At 72.4% G+C, this 16,905-nt stretch carries 14 protein-coding genes; 10 read left to right on the top strand and 4 right to left on the bottom strand.

What is annotated here, in order from left to right; all coding sequences use genetic code 11:
• The first annotated feature begins 25 nt into the window (after positions 1-25).
• Positions 26-1,264 (top strand): hypothetical protein, encoded by a 1,239-nt coding sequence (locus ABGB05_RS34580; protein WP_347658189.1) that lies wholly within the window; start codon positions 26-28, stop codon positions 1,262-1,264.
• A gap of 55 nt (positions 1,265-1,319) precedes the next feature.
• Here the strand turns inward: ABGB05_RS34580 and ABGB05_RS34575 are convergent, their stop codons facing one another.
• Positions 1,320-2,849 carry a M28 family metallopeptidase gene (locus tag ABGB05_RS34575; protein ID WP_347658188.1) on the bottom strand — a complete coding sequence of 510 codons (1,530 nt, stop codon included), beginning with the start codon at positions 2,847-2,849 and terminating at the stop codon, positions 1,320-1,322.
• A gap of 346 nt (positions 2,850-3,195) precedes the next feature.
• Here ABGB05_RS34575 and ABGB05_RS34570 point away from each other — a divergent pair, with 346 nt between their 5' ends.
• Positions 3,196-3,876 carry an NUDIX domain-containing protein gene (locus ABGB05_RS34570; protein WP_347658187.1) on the top strand — a complete coding sequence of 227 codons (681 nt, stop codon included), beginning with the start codon at positions 3,196-3,198 and terminating at the stop codon, positions 3,874-3,876.
• A gap of 60 nt (positions 3,877-3,936) precedes the next feature.
• Here the strand turns inward: ABGB05_RS34570 and ABGB05_RS34565 are convergent, their stop codons facing one another.
• On the bottom strand, positions 3,937-4,761 hold the full coding sequence (locus tag ABGB05_RS34565) for a hypothetical protein (RefSeq protein WP_347658186.1): 825 nt from the start codon (positions 4,759-4,761) through the stop codon (positions 3,937-3,939).
• 506 nt (positions 4,762-5,267) lie between these two features.
• Between ABGB05_RS34565 and pdhA the strand changes: the two genes are divergently transcribed.
• From pdhA to ABGB05_RS34530, 7 genes are all read left to right on the top strand, one after another.
• A complete protein-coding gene (pdhA, locus tag ABGB05_RS34560) occupies positions 5,268-6,452 on the top strand; it encodes a pyruvate dehydrogenase (acetyl-transferring) E1 component subunit alpha (RefSeq protein ID WP_347658185.1) in 1,185 nt (394 codons plus the stop codon).
• Positions 6,452-7,441, top strand: a complete 990-nt coding sequence (locus tag ABGB05_RS34555) for an alpha-ketoacid dehydrogenase subunit beta (RefSeq protein ID WP_347658184.1) — start codon at positions 6,452-6,454, stop codon at positions 7,439-7,441. Before pdhA ends, ABGB05_RS34555 begins: the two co-directional genes overlap by 1 nt.
• A 5-nt stretch (positions 7,442-7,446) precedes the next feature.
• Positions 7,447-8,913: a dihydrolipoamide acetyltransferase family protein gene (locus tag ABGB05_RS34550; protein WP_347658183.1), complete on the top strand. Its 1,467-nt coding sequence runs from the start codon at positions 7,447-7,449 to the stop codon at positions 8,911-8,913.
• Between the two features lie 251 nt (positions 8,914-9,164).
• Entirely contained in the window at positions 9,165-9,296 is a 132-nt protein-coding gene (locus ABGB05_RS34545) for a hypothetical protein (protein WP_331213831.1), read from the top strand.
• Positions 9,297-9,657: 361 nt separating this feature from the next.
• On the top strand, positions 9,658-12,429 hold the full coding sequence (locus tag ABGB05_RS34540) for a hypothetical protein (protein ID WP_347658182.1): 2,772 nt from the start codon (positions 9,658-9,660) through the stop codon (positions 12,427-12,429).
• A gap of 270 nt (positions 12,430-12,699) precedes the next feature.
• Positions 12,700-14,535 (top strand): NHL domain-containing thioredoxin family protein, encoded by a 1,836-nt coding sequence (locus tag ABGB05_RS34535; protein WP_347658207.1) that lies wholly within the window; start codon positions 12,700-12,702, stop codon positions 14,533-14,535.
• 91 nt (positions 14,536-14,626) lie between these two features.
• Positions 14,627-15,304, top strand: coding sequence for a hemolysin III family protein (locus ABGB05_RS34530; protein ID WP_347658180.1), 678 nt, complete (start codon positions 14,627-14,629; stop codon positions 15,302-15,304).
• A gap of 70 nt (positions 15,305-15,374) precedes the next feature.
• On the opposite strand, the gene ABGB05_RS34525 is transcribed toward ABGB05_RS34530, so the two are convergent.
• A complete protein-coding gene (locus ABGB05_RS34525; protein ID WP_347658179.1) occupies positions 15,375-15,650 on the bottom strand; it encodes a DUF6458 family protein in 276 nt (91 codons plus the stop codon).
• A gap of 186 nt (positions 15,651-15,836) precedes the next feature.
• Here ABGB05_RS34525 and ABGB05_RS34520 point away from each other — a divergent pair, with 186 nt between their 5' ends.
• A complete protein-coding gene (locus ABGB05_RS34520) occupies positions 15,837-16,436 on the top strand; it encodes a histidine phosphatase family protein (protein WP_347658178.1) in 600 nt (199 codons plus the stop codon).
• 64 nt (positions 16,437-16,500) lie between these two features.
• Here ABGB05_RS34520 and ABGB05_RS34515 read toward each other — a convergent pair whose 3' ends face one another.
• A complete protein-coding gene (locus ABGB05_RS34515; protein ID WP_347658177.1) occupies positions 16,501-16,770 on the bottom strand; it encodes a DUF6458 family protein in 270 nt (89 codons plus the stop codon).
• Positions 16,771-16,905: the final 135 nt, after the last annotated feature.

Here is a 16,905-nt window from a genome sequence, read left to right as displayed (position 1 = left end):
CGGCCGGCGGGCGTAGGGTCGGAGCATGGCCCCGCCGCAGAACCCCTTTGACGCCGTACTGCACGCCGCACGTGACGTGGCGAAGCTCGACTGCGCCCTGGACGCGGAAATGCTCGGGGCGGCGCTGCTGGGCAGCGTCTACGCCATCGCGGACGAGGACCGCAATGGTGTGGTGCGCACCTTCGTCAGCGACTTCCTTTCCGCGACCGCCCGCCGTCGGACCGCCGCCGCGACCACCATCCGGACCGTCTTCGCCGCCCTGGTGCCGGATGCCGACGGCGCCGCCGGGGTCAAGCCCGGCACGCAGGCGCCGTCCTGGTCCGACCAGCTCGGCAAGGTGCGGCTGACCGGCAGTTACGCCTACGGCGACGTGTACGGTGACCAGACCTCCTACCTCGCCACCTTCGCCTACGACGACAGCGCCTCGGGCGGGCCGGAGCACGCCGTGGTGGCCCTGGTCGACCACAACATCGGCATCACCAAGGACGTTTTTGTCGGTGGACCGGCCGAGCGGATCCTGGAACAGGTCCGGCAGATGTGTGCCGACGACGCGCTGACCTGGTTCCGCGAGGAGGACCCGTCCCGGCTGCGCCGCGAGGTGGCCCGGCATCTGGACATCACCGATGACTTGGAGGCGCTGCCCCAGGAGGGTTCGCTCGCCACCGACCGGGCCCTGGTCGGTGCCCGGCTGGCGCTGCTGCCGACGTCGACCCTGCCCGACGACAGCAACAACACCGGCACGCCCGAACCGCTCTCCGCCGCCGACCGGGACCGGCTGGTCCGTGCCTTCCTCTCCGCCCCGGAGGCGGCCCGGCTCGGGCTGGACCGGCTGCCCGAGGCGGATCTCGCCTCCCTGCACTTCTGCCTCAGCCTGGTGCTGGACCACGCGGAGTCCTTCCCGGACCCGGACCCGATGCGGTGGAGTCCGGCGGTGGCCGGTCTCTTCCTGCTCGACTGGGTGCACCGGCGGGCCGTACTGGACATGGACGACGCCGCGCTGCTGCCCCGGGTGGTCCGCGGCTGGGCCGGGTACGCCGCCCGACTGCGCGGCCTGCCGGCCGAGGCGGTCAGCCAGACCGACGAGGCTATCGAGGAGATGGTGCCGGAGTTCGTCCGGCTCTACACCACCGGTGAGCGGCGCAGTCCGGCGACGGCGGCGGTGGCGCAGCTCATCGCCGACGGGGTGGATCCGAGCGACCCGGCGGCGCTGGACGCCTGGATCGAGGCGAACCGCCAGCGGCTCGACGACGACAACCCGGCATAACCGGAGAACGGGGGCGGCGCGTCGGCCGCACCGCCCCCGTCTGGTCCGCACCCGGTCAGATCGCGACGTCGTGGTCGTCGTGCAGACCGCCACCGCCGCCGGCCGGCGCGGTGGTGCCCCGGGCCGGTGCGTTCGTCGGGGCGGTCAGGCTGCGGGTGTCGAAGGCGTACGTGATGATCGCGTGGGCGATCGCGTCCGACATCTCGTCGATCGCCTTGGCGCTGACGTTGTTGATGTCGTCGCAGCGCTGGTGGTAGCAGGGGTCGTACGGCTGGCCCGCCGTGCCGCCGTAGGCGGCGGCCTCCTCGGCCGTCTTGATCAGCTCGGCTCCGGTGAAGAGCCCGCCGGACGGGATGTCGACCCCGGCCGCGATGAACGGTCCGTAGTCGCTGCGGCCGGAGAACGGGGTCTCGGCCGAGTCGAGCCGCTGCGACGCGAAGTAGTCGTGGAACAGCTCCTCGATCGCGCCGGAGCCGGGCGGTCCGGCGGCGGAGCCGGTGCCGGGCGGGAAGGCCGAGTTGTCACCGTCGTAGACGAACCGTACGTAGTTCGGCGAGCCGACCATGTCGAAGTTCAGGTAGAGGGCGATCCGGTCCTGCTCGGCCTGGGAGAGGTTGGCCACGTAGTACGTCGAGCCGACCAGGTTGGCCTCCTCGGCGCCCCAGAGCGCGAACCGGATCCGGTTCTTCGTCGGGATCCAGCGCATCTGTTCGGCGATCTCCAACAGGGCGGCGCTGCCGCTGCCGTTGTCGTTGATCCCCGGTCCCTCGGGGACCGAGTCGAGGTGGGCGCCGGCCATCACCACGTTGTCCGGGTCGCCCCAGCGGGACTCGGCGAAGATGTTCTCGGTGCTGGCCATGCCCCGGTAGGTGTCGGTGAAGACCCGCAGGGTGAGGCCGCCGGCGACCTGGCCGACGAGTTCCTGGCCGAGCGCCTGGGTGATGCCGACCGCCGCGAAGTCCAGGGTGTACGCGTTGCCGAGGGTCCCGGAGAGGTCGCCGCTGGTGTTGTTGTAGATGACCGCGGCCGCCGCCCCGGCCTGCGCCGCGTTGGCCGCCTTCTGTCCGAAGGGGCAGGTACCCCGGCTGATCAGCACGATCGTGCCGACGTTCGCCGGGCCGAAGTCGCCGGCGGCGCAGCCCTGGGCGTCGCCGGCCGGCACACTGGCCGGCGCGGTGACGTCGGCGCTGCCGGTGTAGCTCATGATCCGATGTGGCAGGTCGCCGGCCGAAGCCGAGACCCGCTGCAGCTCGGACGGGGTGTTGATCAGGAAGGTCTGGAAGTCGAACTTCTGCCGGGTCACCCGGTAGCCGGCCTTGCGGAAGACCTTCTCCGCGTAGTCGACCGACCGGTCGTAGCCGGCGGCGCCCGAGGCCCGGTTGCCCCCGTTACGGTCCGCGATCTTCTGTAGTTCCTTGGCGTGCTTCAGCACGCCCTTGGCGGTGACCGTCTTGCGCAGGACCCAGGAGCCGAGGTCTCCCAGGCCGCCGGCATGCGCGGGGGCGGGTGCCGCCACCACCACGAGTGCTGTCACGAGTCCGGTGGCCAACAGGCCCCGACTCCACCTACCGCTGGTACGACCCACGCCGCCTCCTGTCAGATTCCGGGTTTTTCCGGCCCGTCGGCTTCGGGGTTCCCACCCGCCGAGTGCAGGGCTTTCACCCATCGAGGGAGATCAGCATAGTCAGGGGTCACTGAACGGTGAATAGGCCGCCGGGAGCGTGCTGACTGGACGGTAGGGCGGGTTTCCGTACGCCCCGGCCCTGGTACGCAGGTCATGTCGGCGGCGCCGACGGTATCCGTCGGCGCCGCCGAAGGCCGTCGTTGCCGGTCGACGACCCGAGCCGAGTAACGAATCCGGTACGGCCCGTTTCTCGTCCTACTGACAGTAATCACTGTGATAGCTTCTCGTCAAGGTGGTGATAAATCCGATGACCGAGTACCCGCCCTTCGCGGTCACCGTCGACCTGGTGGTGCTCACCGTGCGGGACGACGAGTTCTGCGTACTGCTGGTACGCCGGGGCGTGCCGCCGTACCAGGACCGCTGGGCGTTACCGGGCGGATTCGTCGGCTTCGACGAGGACCTGCCGGACGCCGCAGCCCGGGAACTGACCGAGGAGACCGGTGTTCCCGAGCCGGTCGGCCACCTCGAACAACTCGGCACGTACGGCGGACCGAAGCGCGACCCGCGTGGCCGGGTGGTGACGGTGGCGTACCTGGCCCTGCTCCCGGACCTGCCGACACCGGTCGCCGGCACCGACGCGGCGGCCGCGGACTGGCTGCCGGTGTCCCGGATCGCCGACGCCGAGCTCGCCTTCGACCACGACCTGATCCTGGGCGACGGACTGGAGCGGGCCCGGGCCAAGCTCGAGTACACCCCGCTGGCCACCGCCTTCTGCCCGCCGGAGTTCACCATCGCCCGGCTGCGCACCGTCTACGAGACGGTCTGGGGGACCCGGCTGGACCCCCGCAACTTCCACCGCAAGGTCACCAGCACCCCCGGCTTTGTCGAATCGGTCGGTCGGGCCACCGAGGGCGACCGGGGGCGACCGGCCCAGCTCTACCGCCGCGGTACGGCCGAACTGCTGCACCCGCCGATGCTCCGCCCGTAGGGAAGCTGCCCTTCCTGTCACTTCCGGTACCGGAAGGGCCCTTCCTGACGCCCGTCCGGGTTACGACGGCGTCGGCGACAACTCCGGCTCCCGCGACGACTCCGGCGAGGACGTCGACTCCGGCTCCGGCGAGGGTGACGGCTCCGGCTCCGGCTCCGGCGAGGGTGACGGTGACGGTGACGGTGACGGTGACGGGTCAGCCGGGCCGCTCGGCCGGGGCGAGGTGGTCGGCGGTGGTCCGGACGACGGCGAGGGTTCCGGTGACGGCGACGGGTCGGTCGGGCCGGGGGACGGGTCGGTCGGCCCCGGCGACGGGTGCGGCGACGGTGCGGGGTCGGTCGGCCCGGGTGTCGGCACCGACGGCTCGGTCGGGGTGGTCGGGGCGGGGTTCCCGGGTGACGGTGGACCGGTCTGCGGGGCGGGAGGTGGGGCCGGAGGCGGCGGGAGACCGGGGATGGGACCGGGCGGGCGTCCGGTGAACGGGCCCGGACCGCCGGGCGTCGATCCGGCCAGGTCGGGCAGCCCTCGCCAGCCCAGCCGGCCGGCCCCGTCGCCCGTACCGGCTGGTCCTGAATCGTCGGCGGGCGGGGTCGGCAGCGGCACCACCTGCCCGCCGCCGGGCGGTGGAATGAACGGGACGCTGCCGGAGGACGGCGGCATGCCGTCGTTGACCGTCGCCGAACCGCTGCCGATCGCGGCGAGGATCGGCAGCGACGAGGTTCCGGCCAGCAACGCGACGGTGAACAGGTAGCGCCGGGTGGGTCCGGCCAGCCCTTCGGCCCGGTGCACCCCGGTCACCCGGCGGTACCCCACGTGCGCGCCACCGGACCGGCGATGCCGGGCCAGCAGCATCGGAGCTGGATCGTCGTGGCCGTGTGTGGGCACCGGAACACTCCTCGTTGTCACCATCCGGCCGGTCCGAGACCAGCCGGGCACCTCGCCATTGAGCAGGGGAAACGTTCCCCGCTCCGGGCGCCGTCCGCCGATGTCAGCTAAACGCAGTAACGGAGTGTTGGCCAGCGACACACAGTGTGTCAGGGCTCGAGTTTCGACAGAACCGGTCGACGCACCTCAACAAATCACCGCATGTGTGGCGAACCCGGCAGCCTTCCAAGATCCGCCAGAGGCCGACCTGTAACTATCCTGACCTGCTCTGCGAATATGGACCCGACGGCAACGCGGCCTCGACCTTCGCGCACCCTGTGATCGGCAGGACGCGGCGCCGACGCTCGGTGGACCAGGCTCGGCCTGAACCTGGTTCACGCCGCGTGGCAGCCCCTACCGGGGTCAGGCGCGGCAGCCACCCCCGGGCCGGCAGCAGCCGGACCGGCGCACGAGCTGCGCGGTCGGGACACCCCCGGTGCCGACGCACGAACGACAGGGAGATAGGGATGGCGAAGGGCGATCCTCCGGGCACGGGCCGCGGCAGGCGGACCACGACCCGGGCTGCGAAGCCTGCCGGGAAGACCCCAGCTACCGGGGATCTCGTGCAGCTGCTCACCCCGGACGGCGACCGGATCGACAAGGTCACCTGGATCGACGGTACGGAGTACAGCGTCGACTTCACCGACGCCGAGTACCGCGACCTCTACCGGGATCTGGTCCTGGTACGGCGGCTCGACGCCGAGGCGACCGCACTCCAGCGGCAGGGCGAACTCGGCATCTGGGCCAGTCTGCTCGGCCAGGAGGCGGCCCAGGTCGGCTCCGGGCGGGCCCTGCGACCGCAGGACATGGCCTTTCCGACGTACCGCGAACACGGCGTGCTCTACTGCCGGGGCATCGACCCGATCATGCCCCTGGGCCTGTTCCGCGGTGTCGACCTCGGTGGCTGGGACCCGAACGAGTTCAAGTTCAACATGTACACGATCGTCATCGGGGCCCAGACGCTGCACGCCACGGGCTACGCGATGGGCGTGACCATGGACGGCAAGACCGGCACCGACGACGGCGAGGCGGTGATCGCGTACTTCGGTGACGGCGCCTCCGCCCAGGGTGACGTGAACGAGGCGTTCATCTGGTCCGCCGTCTTCAACTCCCCGATCGTCTTCTTCTGCCAGAACAACCAGTACGCCATCTCCGAACCCCTGGAGCGGCAGACCCGGATCCCGCTCTACCAGCGGGCCGCCGGCTTCGGCTTCCCCGGCGTACGGGTCGACGGCAACGACGTGCTCGCCACGTACGCGGTGACCCGGGCGGCGCTGGACAACGCCCGGCACGGTCAGGGCCCCACCCTGATCGAGGCGTACACGTACCGGATGGGCGCGCACACCACCACCGACGACCCGACCCGGTACCGGATCGCCAGCGAGGTGGAGGCGTGGCAGGCCAAGGACCCGATCGCCCGGGTCAAGGCGTTCCTCACAAAACAGGGCATCGCCGACGACAGCTTCCTCGCCGAGGTCGACGAGCAGGCGAAGCAGGAGGCGCTGCGACTGCGTGAGCGGGTGCTGGAGATGCCCGACCCGCAGCCGCTGACCCTCTTCGACAACGTCTATCCGCACGGCTCCCCCGAGGTGGACGCCCAGCGGGAGTTCATGAGCCGTTACCTGGACTCGTTCGAGGGGAGCGTGCACTGATGGCCACCGAGACCCTCACCATCGGCAAGGCGATCAACCGTGGCCTGCGCCGCGCCCTGGAGCACGACCCCAAGGTGATCATCATGGGCGAGGACGTCGGCAAGCTCGGCGGCGTCTTCCGGATCACGGACGGTCTGCAGAAGGACTTCGGCGAGAACCGGGTGATCGACACCCCGCTCGCCGAGTCCGGCATCATCGGCACCGCCGTCGGCCTCTCCATCCGCGGCTACCGGCCGATCTGCGAGATCCAGTTCGACGGCTTCGTCTACCCGGCGTACGACCAGATCGTGTCCCAGGTGGCGAAGATGCACTTCCGCTCGCAGGGCAGGGTCAAGGTGCCGATGGTCATCCGGATCCCGTTCGGGGGCGGCATCGGCGCGGTCGAGCACCACTCGGAGTCGCCGGAGGCGTACTTCGCGCACACCGCCGGTCTGAAGGTGGTCGCCTGCTCGACGCCACAGGACGCGTACACGATGATCCAGCAGGCGGTCGCCTCCGACGACCCGATCGTCTTCCTGGAGCCGAAGCGGCGCTACCACGAGAAGGGCCAGGTCGACCTCGACGCCCCGCTCGCCGAGGCGTACCCGCTGCACTCCGCCCGGGTGGTCCGGCCCGGCCGGGACGCCACGCTGCTGGCGTACGGGCCGATGGTGCGGGTCGCCCTGGAGGCGGCGACCGCCGCCGAGGAGGACGGGCGCGACCTCGAGGTGATCGACCTGCGCACGCTCTCCCCGCTGGACCTCGCCCCGGCGTACGAGTCGGTGCGGCGTACCGGGCGGTGCGTGGTGATCCACGAGGCGCCCGGCAACCTGGGTCTCGGCTCCGAGATCGCGGCCCGGATCACCGAGGAGTGCTTCTACTCCCTGGAGTCACCGGTCCTGCGGGTCACCGGCTTCGACACCCCGTACCCGGCCGCCCGGCTGGAGGAGGAGTACCTGCCCAACCTCGACCGGGTGCTCGAGGCCGTCGACCGCAGCTTCGGGTGGTGACGCCGATGTCCCGAGTACGCGAGTTCCCCCTGCCCGACCTGGCCGAAGGGCTGACCGAGGGCGAGATCATCAAGTGGCTGGTCCAGGTCGGCGACATCGTCGAGTTGAACCAGCCGGTGGTGGAGGTGGAGACCGCCAAGGCGGCCGTGGAGATCCCGGCGAAGTGGGCCGGCCGGATCACCGCCCTCTTCCACGAGGAGGGCACCGTGGTCGACGTCGGTACCCCGATCTTCGCGGTGGACACCGAGCCGGACGCCGGCGACCTGCCGGTGCCGTCGGCGGCCTCGCTGGCCGCCGTCGAGATCGCGCCCGAGGAGGGCGCGGTCGAGCCCGGTCTGATCGGTGGCCCGGCGCCGGGCGGTCGGACGGCCGTGCTGGTCGGCTACGGGCCGAAGACCGGTGCCGCCAAGCGTCGGCCGCGCAAGGGCGCCCCGGTGACGAACGGCACTCCGGTGGTCAGCCGGCCGGCCGCCACCCCGGCTCCCGCGCCGGTGCCGACCCAGCCCGTCCCGCCGGTGGTGCCGGCCCAGCCAGCAGCGGCCGTCGCACCGGCGCCGAGGCAGGGCGCCGACGCCCTGGTGCTGGCGAAGCCGCCGGTACGCAAGCTCGCCAAGGATCTCGGGGTGGACCTGCGTACCGTCACCGGGACCGGACCGCTCGGTTCGATCACCCGGGACGACGTACACCAGGCGGTGGCCGGGACGGCGACGGTGGCCGAGCCGACAGCCGGTACGGCGACCGCGACCGCGACGGCGACGGCGGCCTTCGGGCCCGACCGTGAGCAGCGGATCCCGGTCAAGGGGGTCCGGAAGCTGACCGCACAGAACATGGTCAACTCGGCGTTCAGCGCGCCGCACGTGACCGAGTTCCTGACCGTCGACATGACCCGGTCGATGAAGGCGCTGGACCGGCTGCGTGAGCGGCGGGAGTGGCGGGACGTCCGGGTGTCGCCGCTGCTGCTGGTGGCGAAGGCGGTGCTGCTGGCCATCCGTCGACACCCGATGGTCAACTCGACCTGGACCGGCGACGAGATCGTGGTCAAGGAGTACGTCAACCTCGGTATCGCGGCGGCGACCGAGCGTGGCCTGATCGTGCCGAACATCAAGGACGCCGGCCGGCTCACCCTGCGTGAACTGGCGGACGCGATGACCGGACTGGTGCAGACGGCGAAGGCCGGCCGAACCGCCCCGGCGGAGATGTCGGGCGGGACGTTCACCATCACCAACGTCGGCGTCTTCGGCGTCGACACCGGTACGCCGATCCTGCCCCCGGGCGAGTCGGCGATCCTGGCGTTCGGCGCGGTACGGGAGATGCCCTGGGTGCACAAGGGCAAGGTGAAGGTCCGCCAGGTGACCACCCTGGGTCTCTCCTTCGACCACCGGATCATCGACGGTGAACTGGGGTCGAAGTTCCTGCGTGACGTGGGCGACTTCCTCACCGATCCGGAGGCGGCCCTGCTGGCCTGGACCTGACGGAGCGTTTCCCCGCCGTGACGCGGCGGTGGACACCGGGCAGCCGGTGTGTCTCGGGTAACCCCCGGGCACACCGGCTGTTTCCATTAGGTTACGAAGAACCATCGATCAGGGATGGCCACACGCCTAAGATTCTTCGGTCGGTGGCGCACCTCACCTAATAATCGTTGGCACTGTGGTCCGCTGTGCGGTTCAATGGACTCATCAGGCGCGAAGACAACCGAATAGCAGGGGGCGCACCACCAATGAGCATGATCGACCGATTCCGCAACCGTCGGAACAGCGCGCGTCGCGCGCGGGCGATCGAGCGCGCACTGCGGGCCACCAACTCGCCCGCGGTACGTGACGAGATCCTCATCGCCGCGCAGCGTTTCTACGGCTGAACTCCACAGACTCTCCTCATCTCCGCACCAGATCGACGGCCCACCCGGTCCTCCCCGGGTGGGCCGTCGGCGTTCCGGAACCGCGAGCCACCGGGATTCCGTCGCCCACACACCGACCGGTACGGTTGGCACGGTCGTCGCCCGACCGGCCGCCCGGCTTCCGGGCGGACCGCGACAGCTTGATGCGCTCGGCACCTGGGCGGCACGGGGCGACCGGTGCTGCCCAGGCGGCCCCGGTCGAGACCGGCTACGGTGCGAGAAGCTTGCCCAGCCGGTTCCGCGCCGCCGTCCCCCGGCAACCGGGCCGGAGAAACGGCGCGCGAGATCGGCGCGGCCGACACGTGATTGAGGAGGCGCGCGCATGACGTCCGAGGAATCGCAGCACCCCGGCCGCTGGCCGGACGAGGCTGCGCCGGGCGCCGCAGGCCCAGCCCCGTACGGCAGCAACGCACCACACGACGACCGGTTCCCGCCGCAGGGAGCCGGTACCCCGCCGCCCGATTTCGGGTGGGCACCTCCGCCGCCACCGGCCGGCCGCGCCAGCGCCCCCGGACCGTGGGACGAGCCCGCCGGAGGCCAGCCGGGCACCCCCGGCTGGGGAGCCCCCGGGGCCGGCGCCCCGCCGCAGCAGGACGCCTGGGGAACTCCCCCCGCCGCTGCACCCCGCCCGGCCGGTGACGCCGGCAACTACCCACCGGAATGGGGCCCCGCCCCCACCACCGACGGTCCACCGCCGTGGGCCGGTCAGGCGCCGTCCGCCGTACCGCCCGCGCCACAGAGCGGCCCGCCGGTCGCGTCACCGGGCGGCCCGACGCCGTACCCCGGATCCGCCGGCGACGCGGGCGGGCCGCCGAACCAGCCGCTGCCCAACCGGGGCGCCGCGGCCATGCCGGAGCCCTGGCCGGCGAGCGAGGCCTGGGGCTCGGCCAACCCTCGGCCGGAATCCGGCCCGACCGACTCCCCGCAGTCGCCACCGGACTTCTCCCGACCCGCCGACGCGAACCCGGGCGACGGCTTCCCGTCCCCGGCGTCCTGGGCCCCGTCGGTGCCGACCTGGGGGCCACCGGCCGGCGCCGACGGGACCCCACCCGGCACCTTCGAGGCGTCCCGGCCCGCGGCTGACCGGGGCGAACCGGCCGGGTCGGGCGGCGGCTACCAGCCGCCTCCGGCCCCTGCGTTCGCCGCCGGCAACCCGGTGCCGCTGCCGCCGCAGGAGACCCGGATCCCCGGGGCGAGCCTGGCGGCCGAACCGCCGGCCGACTACCCGCCACCCGCCGACTTCGGCCCGCAGCCCGGCTTCGGCGCTTCGTCCGACGTCGCGGCGGGCCGGGAGCCGGGCGGTTGGACGCCGGGCGGTTACCCGGATGCCGCGGCCGAGGCGGCTCCGCAGTCTCCCGCCCCGCAGGTCCCGCAACCCCGTACGCCGAACGAGTCGGCGGTCGCCGGCCGGGTCTCCGTACCCGGGGTGGGGCAGCCGGAGGCCGAGCCTGCCCGGGCGGCTACCGGCCGGGCCGTGGCGGGCAGTGCCGCCGTACCGCCGGCGAGCCGGGTCGCCCCCGGTGACCTCGGCGGCGCGGCGCAGATGCCCGCTCCGCAACCCCGGGTGTACGGCCGCCCGGCCGGCGCGGACGAGGCCGAGCAGCCGAGCACCGCCGAACCGGGCTGGGCGGCCGACCGGCCGAACGTGCCCGAGCAGCGTGGCTGGGAGGCGGACCGGCCTGGTCCGGATGCTGGCGACCAGCCTGGCGCGGGCGTCTACGGCATGCCGCCCGCACACCCCGGGCCGGGCGCGGCCGCCGACTTCGCCGCACCCACCACCCGGGTCGGTGCCCCCGGCGCCGACGCCGCACCGGCCGGACTGCCGCACCAGCGCCCCGCACCGGGCGACTTCGGACCGGACAACTTCGCCGGACCCGGCGGCCCGTTCGGTGCCCGACCCGGCGACCACGCCGGCCAGAACGGTGCTTTCGGGGACCGTCCCCGTGACCGCTCCGGCCCTGATGGTCCGTTCGAGCCGGACAACTTCGCCGGTCCGGGCGATCCGTACGGCCCGGGCAACCAACCCGGGCAGGACGGACCCTTCGGGCCACGTCCTGGCGACCACCCAGGCCAGGACGGACCCTTCGGAGCACGCCCGGGTGAACCACCGTTCGGCCCGGACGGCGGCTTCGGCCCCGGCCCGGGCAACCGCCCCGGCCAGGACGGACCCTTCGGACCACGTCCTGGCGACCACCCAGGCCAGGACGGACCCTTCGGACCACGTCCTGGCGACCACCCAGGCCAGGACGGACCCTTCGGACCACGTCCTGGCGACCACCCAGGCCAGGACGGACCCTTCGGAGCACGCCCGGGTGAACCGCCGTTCGGCCCGGACGGCGGCTTCGGCCCCGGCCCCGGCAACCGCCCCGGGGCGGGTGGCCCGTTCGGCCCTGACGGCGGATTTGGTGCCGCACCAGGCGGTCGACCGGGCGACGGGCCCTTCGGCCCCGGCGGTGACGTCCGCTCCGGCGGTCCGGGCAACGCCCCCTTCGGTGACCTGATCGGGCCCGGCGGGCCGGCCGGGCAGAACGGGGCGATGGCCGGCGCGCCCGGCGGGGTCGACACCGACCGGTTTGGCCCGGCCGGATTCGGGGCGCCTCCCGGAGCACCGGCACCTGCCGCGTACCCGCCACCGGCGCCCGGCGGCGCCTTCGGTGGTCCTCCGGCCGGTCCCGGCTGGGGTGGGACGGACGACGCCGAGCACGGCAGGTTCGACTCCTTCAAGCCCGAGCCGAAACCGGAGTCGACCCCCGAACCGCCGGTTCCGCAGGTTCGGAACGGCCGGGTGCTGCTGCTCGTGCTGACCGCCGCCGTACTGCTGCTGGCCATCCCGCTGGGCACCCTCTGGGCGCTCGGCAAGATGGGCGGCGGCGACGCCGGCTCGCCGGCGGGCTTCAACCCGGCGGTGGGCACCTGCGTGAAGGAGTCGGGCAAGGAGCCGGTGGCCGCCGACTGCGCCGAGGACGGCGCGTTCAAGGTCATTTCCAAGGTCGACAACGCGGAGAAGTGCGAGGACCGGAGCCAGCCGACGATCGTGCTGCCCGGTGACAAGAAGGAAGTGCTCTGCCTCCAGCGGGCTGCTACCGCCGGCTGAGCAGAGCTTCCGTGACACCACGCCCCCGGCACCGGGTTCGCCCCGGTGCCGGGGGCGTGTCGGTGCCGGGGGCGTGTCGGTGCCGGGGGCGTGTCGGTGCCGGGGGCGTGTCGGTGCCGGGGGCGTGTCGGGGCAGCGTCGTTGACGTCGACCACCCGGCAGGAGGATCGTGCTCCACCCCGCTCCGGTCACGGGCCGCGCTCCCGAGTGGTTCGGGGGCCGACGGGCAGGCGATCCGAGGCGTTGCGGCAGGATGGGGCCATGGCTGAGATTCGTACCGCCCGGGTCCGCGCTCCGGAGTTCCGGGGACGCGGTTGGCTCAACACGGGCGGTCGGGCGCTGACCCTCTCCGACGTACGCGGCAAGATCGTCCTGCTGGACTTCTGGACGTTCTGCTGCATCAACTGCCTGCACGTGCTGGACGAACTGCGCCCGCTCGAGGAGAAGTACGGCGACGTCCTGGTGGTGATCGGGGTCCACTCGCCGAAGTTCGAGCACGAACGGGACGCCGACGCCCTCGCCGCCGCCGTCGAGCGGTACGGCGTACACCACCCGGTCCTCGACGACCCGGAGCTGATCAGCTGGCAGCAGTACGCCGCGAAGGCCTGGCCGACCCTGAGCGTGATCGACCCCGAGGGTTACGTCGTCGCCTCGATGGCCGGGGAGGGACACGCCGAGGGGTTGTCCCGGCTGATCGACGAGCTGATCGAGACCCACGAGGCCAAGGGCACCCTGCACCGGGGCGACGGCCCGTACGTGCCGCCCGCCGAGCCGGCCACCGTGCTGCGCTTTCCCGGCAAGGCCCTGCCGCTGGACGGGGACACGCTGCTGGTCTCCGACTCGGCCCGGCACTCACTTGTCGAACTGGCCGCCGACGGCGAGACGGTGCTGCGCCGGATCGGCACCGGCGGGCGTGGCCGCGCCGACGGGTCGGCGGAGAGCGCCGAGTTCTCCGAGCCGCAGGGGCTGTGCCGGCTGCCCGCGCACGTGGCGGAGGTCGCCGGCTACGACATCGTGGTCGCTGACACCGTCAACCACCTGCTTCGGGGCGTACGGCTGGCGACCGGTGAGGTCACCACGGTGGCCGGGTCGGGCCGGCCGTGGCGCTCGACGGTCGACGACCACCCGCACGACGCGCTCGCGATCGACCTCTCCTCCCCGTGGGACCTCGCCTGGTACGACGACCGGGTGATCGTGGCGATGGCCGGCATCCACCAGCTCTGGTGGTTCGACCCGATCAAGCGGACCGCCGGGGTGTACGCCGGCACCACGGTGGAGGCGTTGCGGGACGGGCCGCTGCCGGACGTGTGGCTGGCCCAGCCCTCGGGGCTCTCCGTCTCGGCGGACGGTCGGCGGCTCTGGCTCGCCGACAGCGAGACCAGTGCCCTCCGGTACGTCGAGGACGGGGCGCTGCACACCGCCGTCGGGCAGGGGCTCTTCGACTTCGGCCACGTGGACGGTCCGGCCGCCGACGCGCTGTTCCAGCATCCGCTGGGAGTCTGCGCGCTGCCGGACGGCTCGGTGCTGGTGGCCGACACGTACAACGGGGCGGTCCGCCGGTACGACCCGGAGAGCGACCGGGTCTCGACGGTGGCGGACGGGCTGGGCGAGCCGAGCGACCTGGTACTCACCGCCGACGGTGGGGTGATCGTGGTCGAGTCGGCGGCGCACCGGCTGACCCGGCTGGCGCCGGGGGCGCTCTCGGCGGCCGGTGCCAGTACGGTCGCCGGCGCCCGGCACCGGACCGAACGGCCGCCGACCGACCTGGCCGCCGGTGACCTGACCCTGGACGTGATCTTCGAGCCACCGCCGGGACAGAAGCTGGACGACTCGTTCGGGCCGTCGACCCGGCTGGAGGTCTCGGCGTCCCCGCCGGAGCTGCTGCTCGACGGCGCCGGGTCGGGTACCGAACTGTCCCGGCGTCTGGTGCTCAATCGCGAGGTGCCCGAGGGCGTGCTGCAGGTTGTCGCCCAGGCCGCCACCTGCGACGCCGAGGCGGAGTTCGCCGCCTGCCACCTGACCCGGCAGGACTGGGGTGTGCCGATCCGGATCACCGCGGACGGCGTACACCGGTTGCCGCTGATCCTGCGCGGTCTGGACAACTGACGTCGGCTGCCGGGAAGCGGTCCGGACAGCTGGCGGGAACGTGACGCGCGGCACTACTGCCGAGTAACCTACGGTGCCGTAGCCTGAGTGGGTGAGCACTTCCGCACCGATTCGACTGCGCCCCGTCGACCTGGGCAAGCCCCGGATGCGCGGTTGGCTGCACGCGTACGCGTTTTTTGTCGCCCTGGTCGCCGGGGGGGTCCTCTGCGCCGTCGCGGCGACCAGGCCCGGCTGGACACCGCTGGTCAGCTGCCTGATCTACAGCGTCACGGTCTGCGGCCTCTTCGGCACCAGCGCCCTCTACCACCGTCGGGTCTGGTCGGAGCGGGGCTACCAGTTGATGCGGCGGATGGACCACTCGATGATCTTCGTGTTCATCGCCGGGACGTACACGCCGTTCTGTCTGCTGGTGCTCTCCGCGCCGAAGGCGACCGTACTGCTGTCGACGGTCTGGGTGGGTGCGGTGCTCGGGGTGGCGACCAAGCTCGTCTGGCCGGGGGCGCCGCGCTGGGTCTCCGCGCCGCTCTATCTCGCGCTCGGCTGGGTCGCGGTCGCGGTGCTGCCGGACATCCTGCACCGGGGCGGGGTCACCATCCTGGTGCTGCTGGTCGCGGGCGGGGCCGCGTACAGCGTCGGCGCGATCTGCTACGCCCTACGCCGCCCCAACCCCTGGCCCACCGTCTTCGGCCACCACGAGTTCTTCCACGCCTGCACCCTGGTCGCCGCGATCTGCCACCACGTGGCGATCTACTTCGCCCTGTTCACCTGAACCACCACGTTCACCTGAACCACCACGGTCGGAGCGCACGGTGGCACGAAGGCCAGGGACGGGCGGGCGGTCAGAGTGGACGGGCGGGACGGCGTACCTCGCGGTACTCCTCGACAACCCGGTCCTGCTGGCTCGGCACCACCCGGGTCTCCGGGGTCGGCGGCGTGGCGACGACGGTCCGGCGACGGCTGCGCCAGAAGTACGCGGTCATGACCAGTCCCACCACACCGGCGAGCATCAGCACCCAGCCGACGACGTTCAGGTCGAGCCAGCCCGTACCGACGTTCACCGCGAACGCGAGGATCGCGCCCAAGGCGATCAGGAAGATGCTTCCACCGATGCCCATCGTTCCACCTCTCCAGGCAGTCGCCGTGCTGTCGACCGGCCGGAACCGGTCACCGCGCCCGAACGGAACGCGGCACACATCGACATACCCAGGCGGTGGAGAACCGAATCAGGCAAGCTGGTGACAACCTCGCGCAGCGGCGGCGCCGCGGGCGGAACCGGTACCGGGTGGAGGAGTGGGAGCAGCGTGACAGACGACCAGGCGGCCGGTACGGCCGCGACGGGCGGCCCGGACGTACCGGGACCGGTACGGCACCTCGTGCTGCTGCGACACGCGAAGGCCGAACAGCCGACCGGCGGCATGCAGGACGCCGACCGGCCGCTCAGCGCGCGCGGCCACGCGGACGCCGCTGCGGCCGGCGCCTGGCTGCGTTACGCGGACTACCTGCCAGCGGCGGTCGTCTGCTCACCGGCGAAGCGCACCCGGCAGACCTGGCACGACGCCGCGCTCGGCATGGCGGCCCCGCCGACCCGCCCGCTCACCACCCAGCCCGGCGCCGAGACCACGATGGCCGCGCCGACCGTCCGGTACGAGCCGAAGATCTACCACGGGTACGTCGCCGACCTGCTCGACCTGGTCCGGGCCACCGATCCGGCCGTGACCACGGTGCTGCTGGTCGGACACAACCCGACCATCTCCGATCTGTCCACTCTGCTCGATCCGGTGCACGCCGCCCCGGACGGGCTCCGGACCGGCGGGATCGTGGTGCATCGGGTCGACGGCGACTGGGCCGACCTGCGGGAGCAGGCCGGCCCGATCGTCAAGTGGCACACCGCACGCGGCTGACCGGCACGGCTGATTCGGACCGACGGCTGATTTCCGGCGTCCGGCTGATTCCCGGCGTCGCCGGTCAGGTCGGCGGCGCGCTCGGCGGTGGTGGATCCGGTGGTGGCGGCATCATCGCGGTCGGATGCGACAGCCGGTTCTCCTCGACGATCAGCGTCCGAGCCTTCTTCTTCCGGTCCTGCCAGTACCAGAGGGTGGTGAGCAGGACGGCGGAACCCGCCACGATGAGGACCCAGCCGACCGCGCGGAGGTCCAGCCACCAGATGTTCGCCCGTACGGCGAACGTCATGATGGCACCCAGTGCGATGAGGAAAATCCCTGTACCGATGCCCATGTCCGCTGCACTCCCCCGTGCGGTGGTTCGTGGGCTTTCATGACAAATCCGGCTCAGTTCACGAGTCCGGCTAATCTCATAAGTCCAGGCAAAGTGCTCCTGGCTCCGTCTCCAGAATAGCGCGGCGGCCCGCCA

This window comes from Plantactinospora sp. B5E13, from assembly GCF_039871775.1.
In the GTDB taxonomy this organism is placed as follows: Bacteria; Actinomycetota; Actinomycetes; order Mycobacteriales; family Micromonosporaceae; genus Plantactinospora.
This window is presented reverse-complemented; position numbering and strand designations above follow the sequence as displayed.

Excerpts from the sequence above, each read along its gene's own strand:
- ABGB05_RS34580 (WP_347658189.1), top strand. The coding sequence starts at position 26 with ATGGCCCCGCCGCAGAACCCCTTTGACGCCGTACTGCACGCCGCACGT.
- ABGB05_RS34570 (WP_347658187.1), top strand. The coding sequence starts at position 3,196 with ATGACCGAGTACCCGCCCTTCGCGGTCACCGTCGACCTGGTGGTGCTC.
- pdhA (WP_347658185.1), top strand. The coding sequence starts at position 5,268 with ATGGCGAAGGGCGATCCTCCGGGCACGGGCCGCGGCAGGCGGACCACG.
- ABGB05_RS34555 (WP_347658184.1), top strand. The coding sequence starts at position 6,452 with ATGGCCACCGAGACCCTCACCATCGGCAAGGCGATCAACCGTGGCCTG.
- ABGB05_RS34550 (WP_347658183.1), top strand. The coding sequence starts at position 7,447 with ATGTCCCGAGTACGCGAGTTCCCCCTGCCCGACCTGGCCGAAGGGCTG.
- ABGB05_RS34545 (WP_331213831.1), top strand. The coding sequence starts at position 9,165 with ATGATCGACCGATTCCGCAACCGTCGGAACAGCGCGCGTCGCGCGCGG.
- ABGB05_RS34540 (WP_347658182.1), top strand. The coding sequence starts at position 9,658 with ATGACGTCCGAGGAATCGCAGCACCCCGGCCGCTGGCCGGACGAGGCT.
- ABGB05_RS34525 (WP_347658179.1), bottom strand. The coding sequence starts at position 15,650 with ATGGGCATCGGTGGAAGCATCTTCCTGATCGCCTTGGGCGCGATCCTC.
- ABGB05_RS34515 (WP_347658177.1), bottom strand. The coding sequence starts at position 16,770 with ATGGGCATCGGTACAGGGATTTTCCTCATCGCACTGGGTGCCATCATG.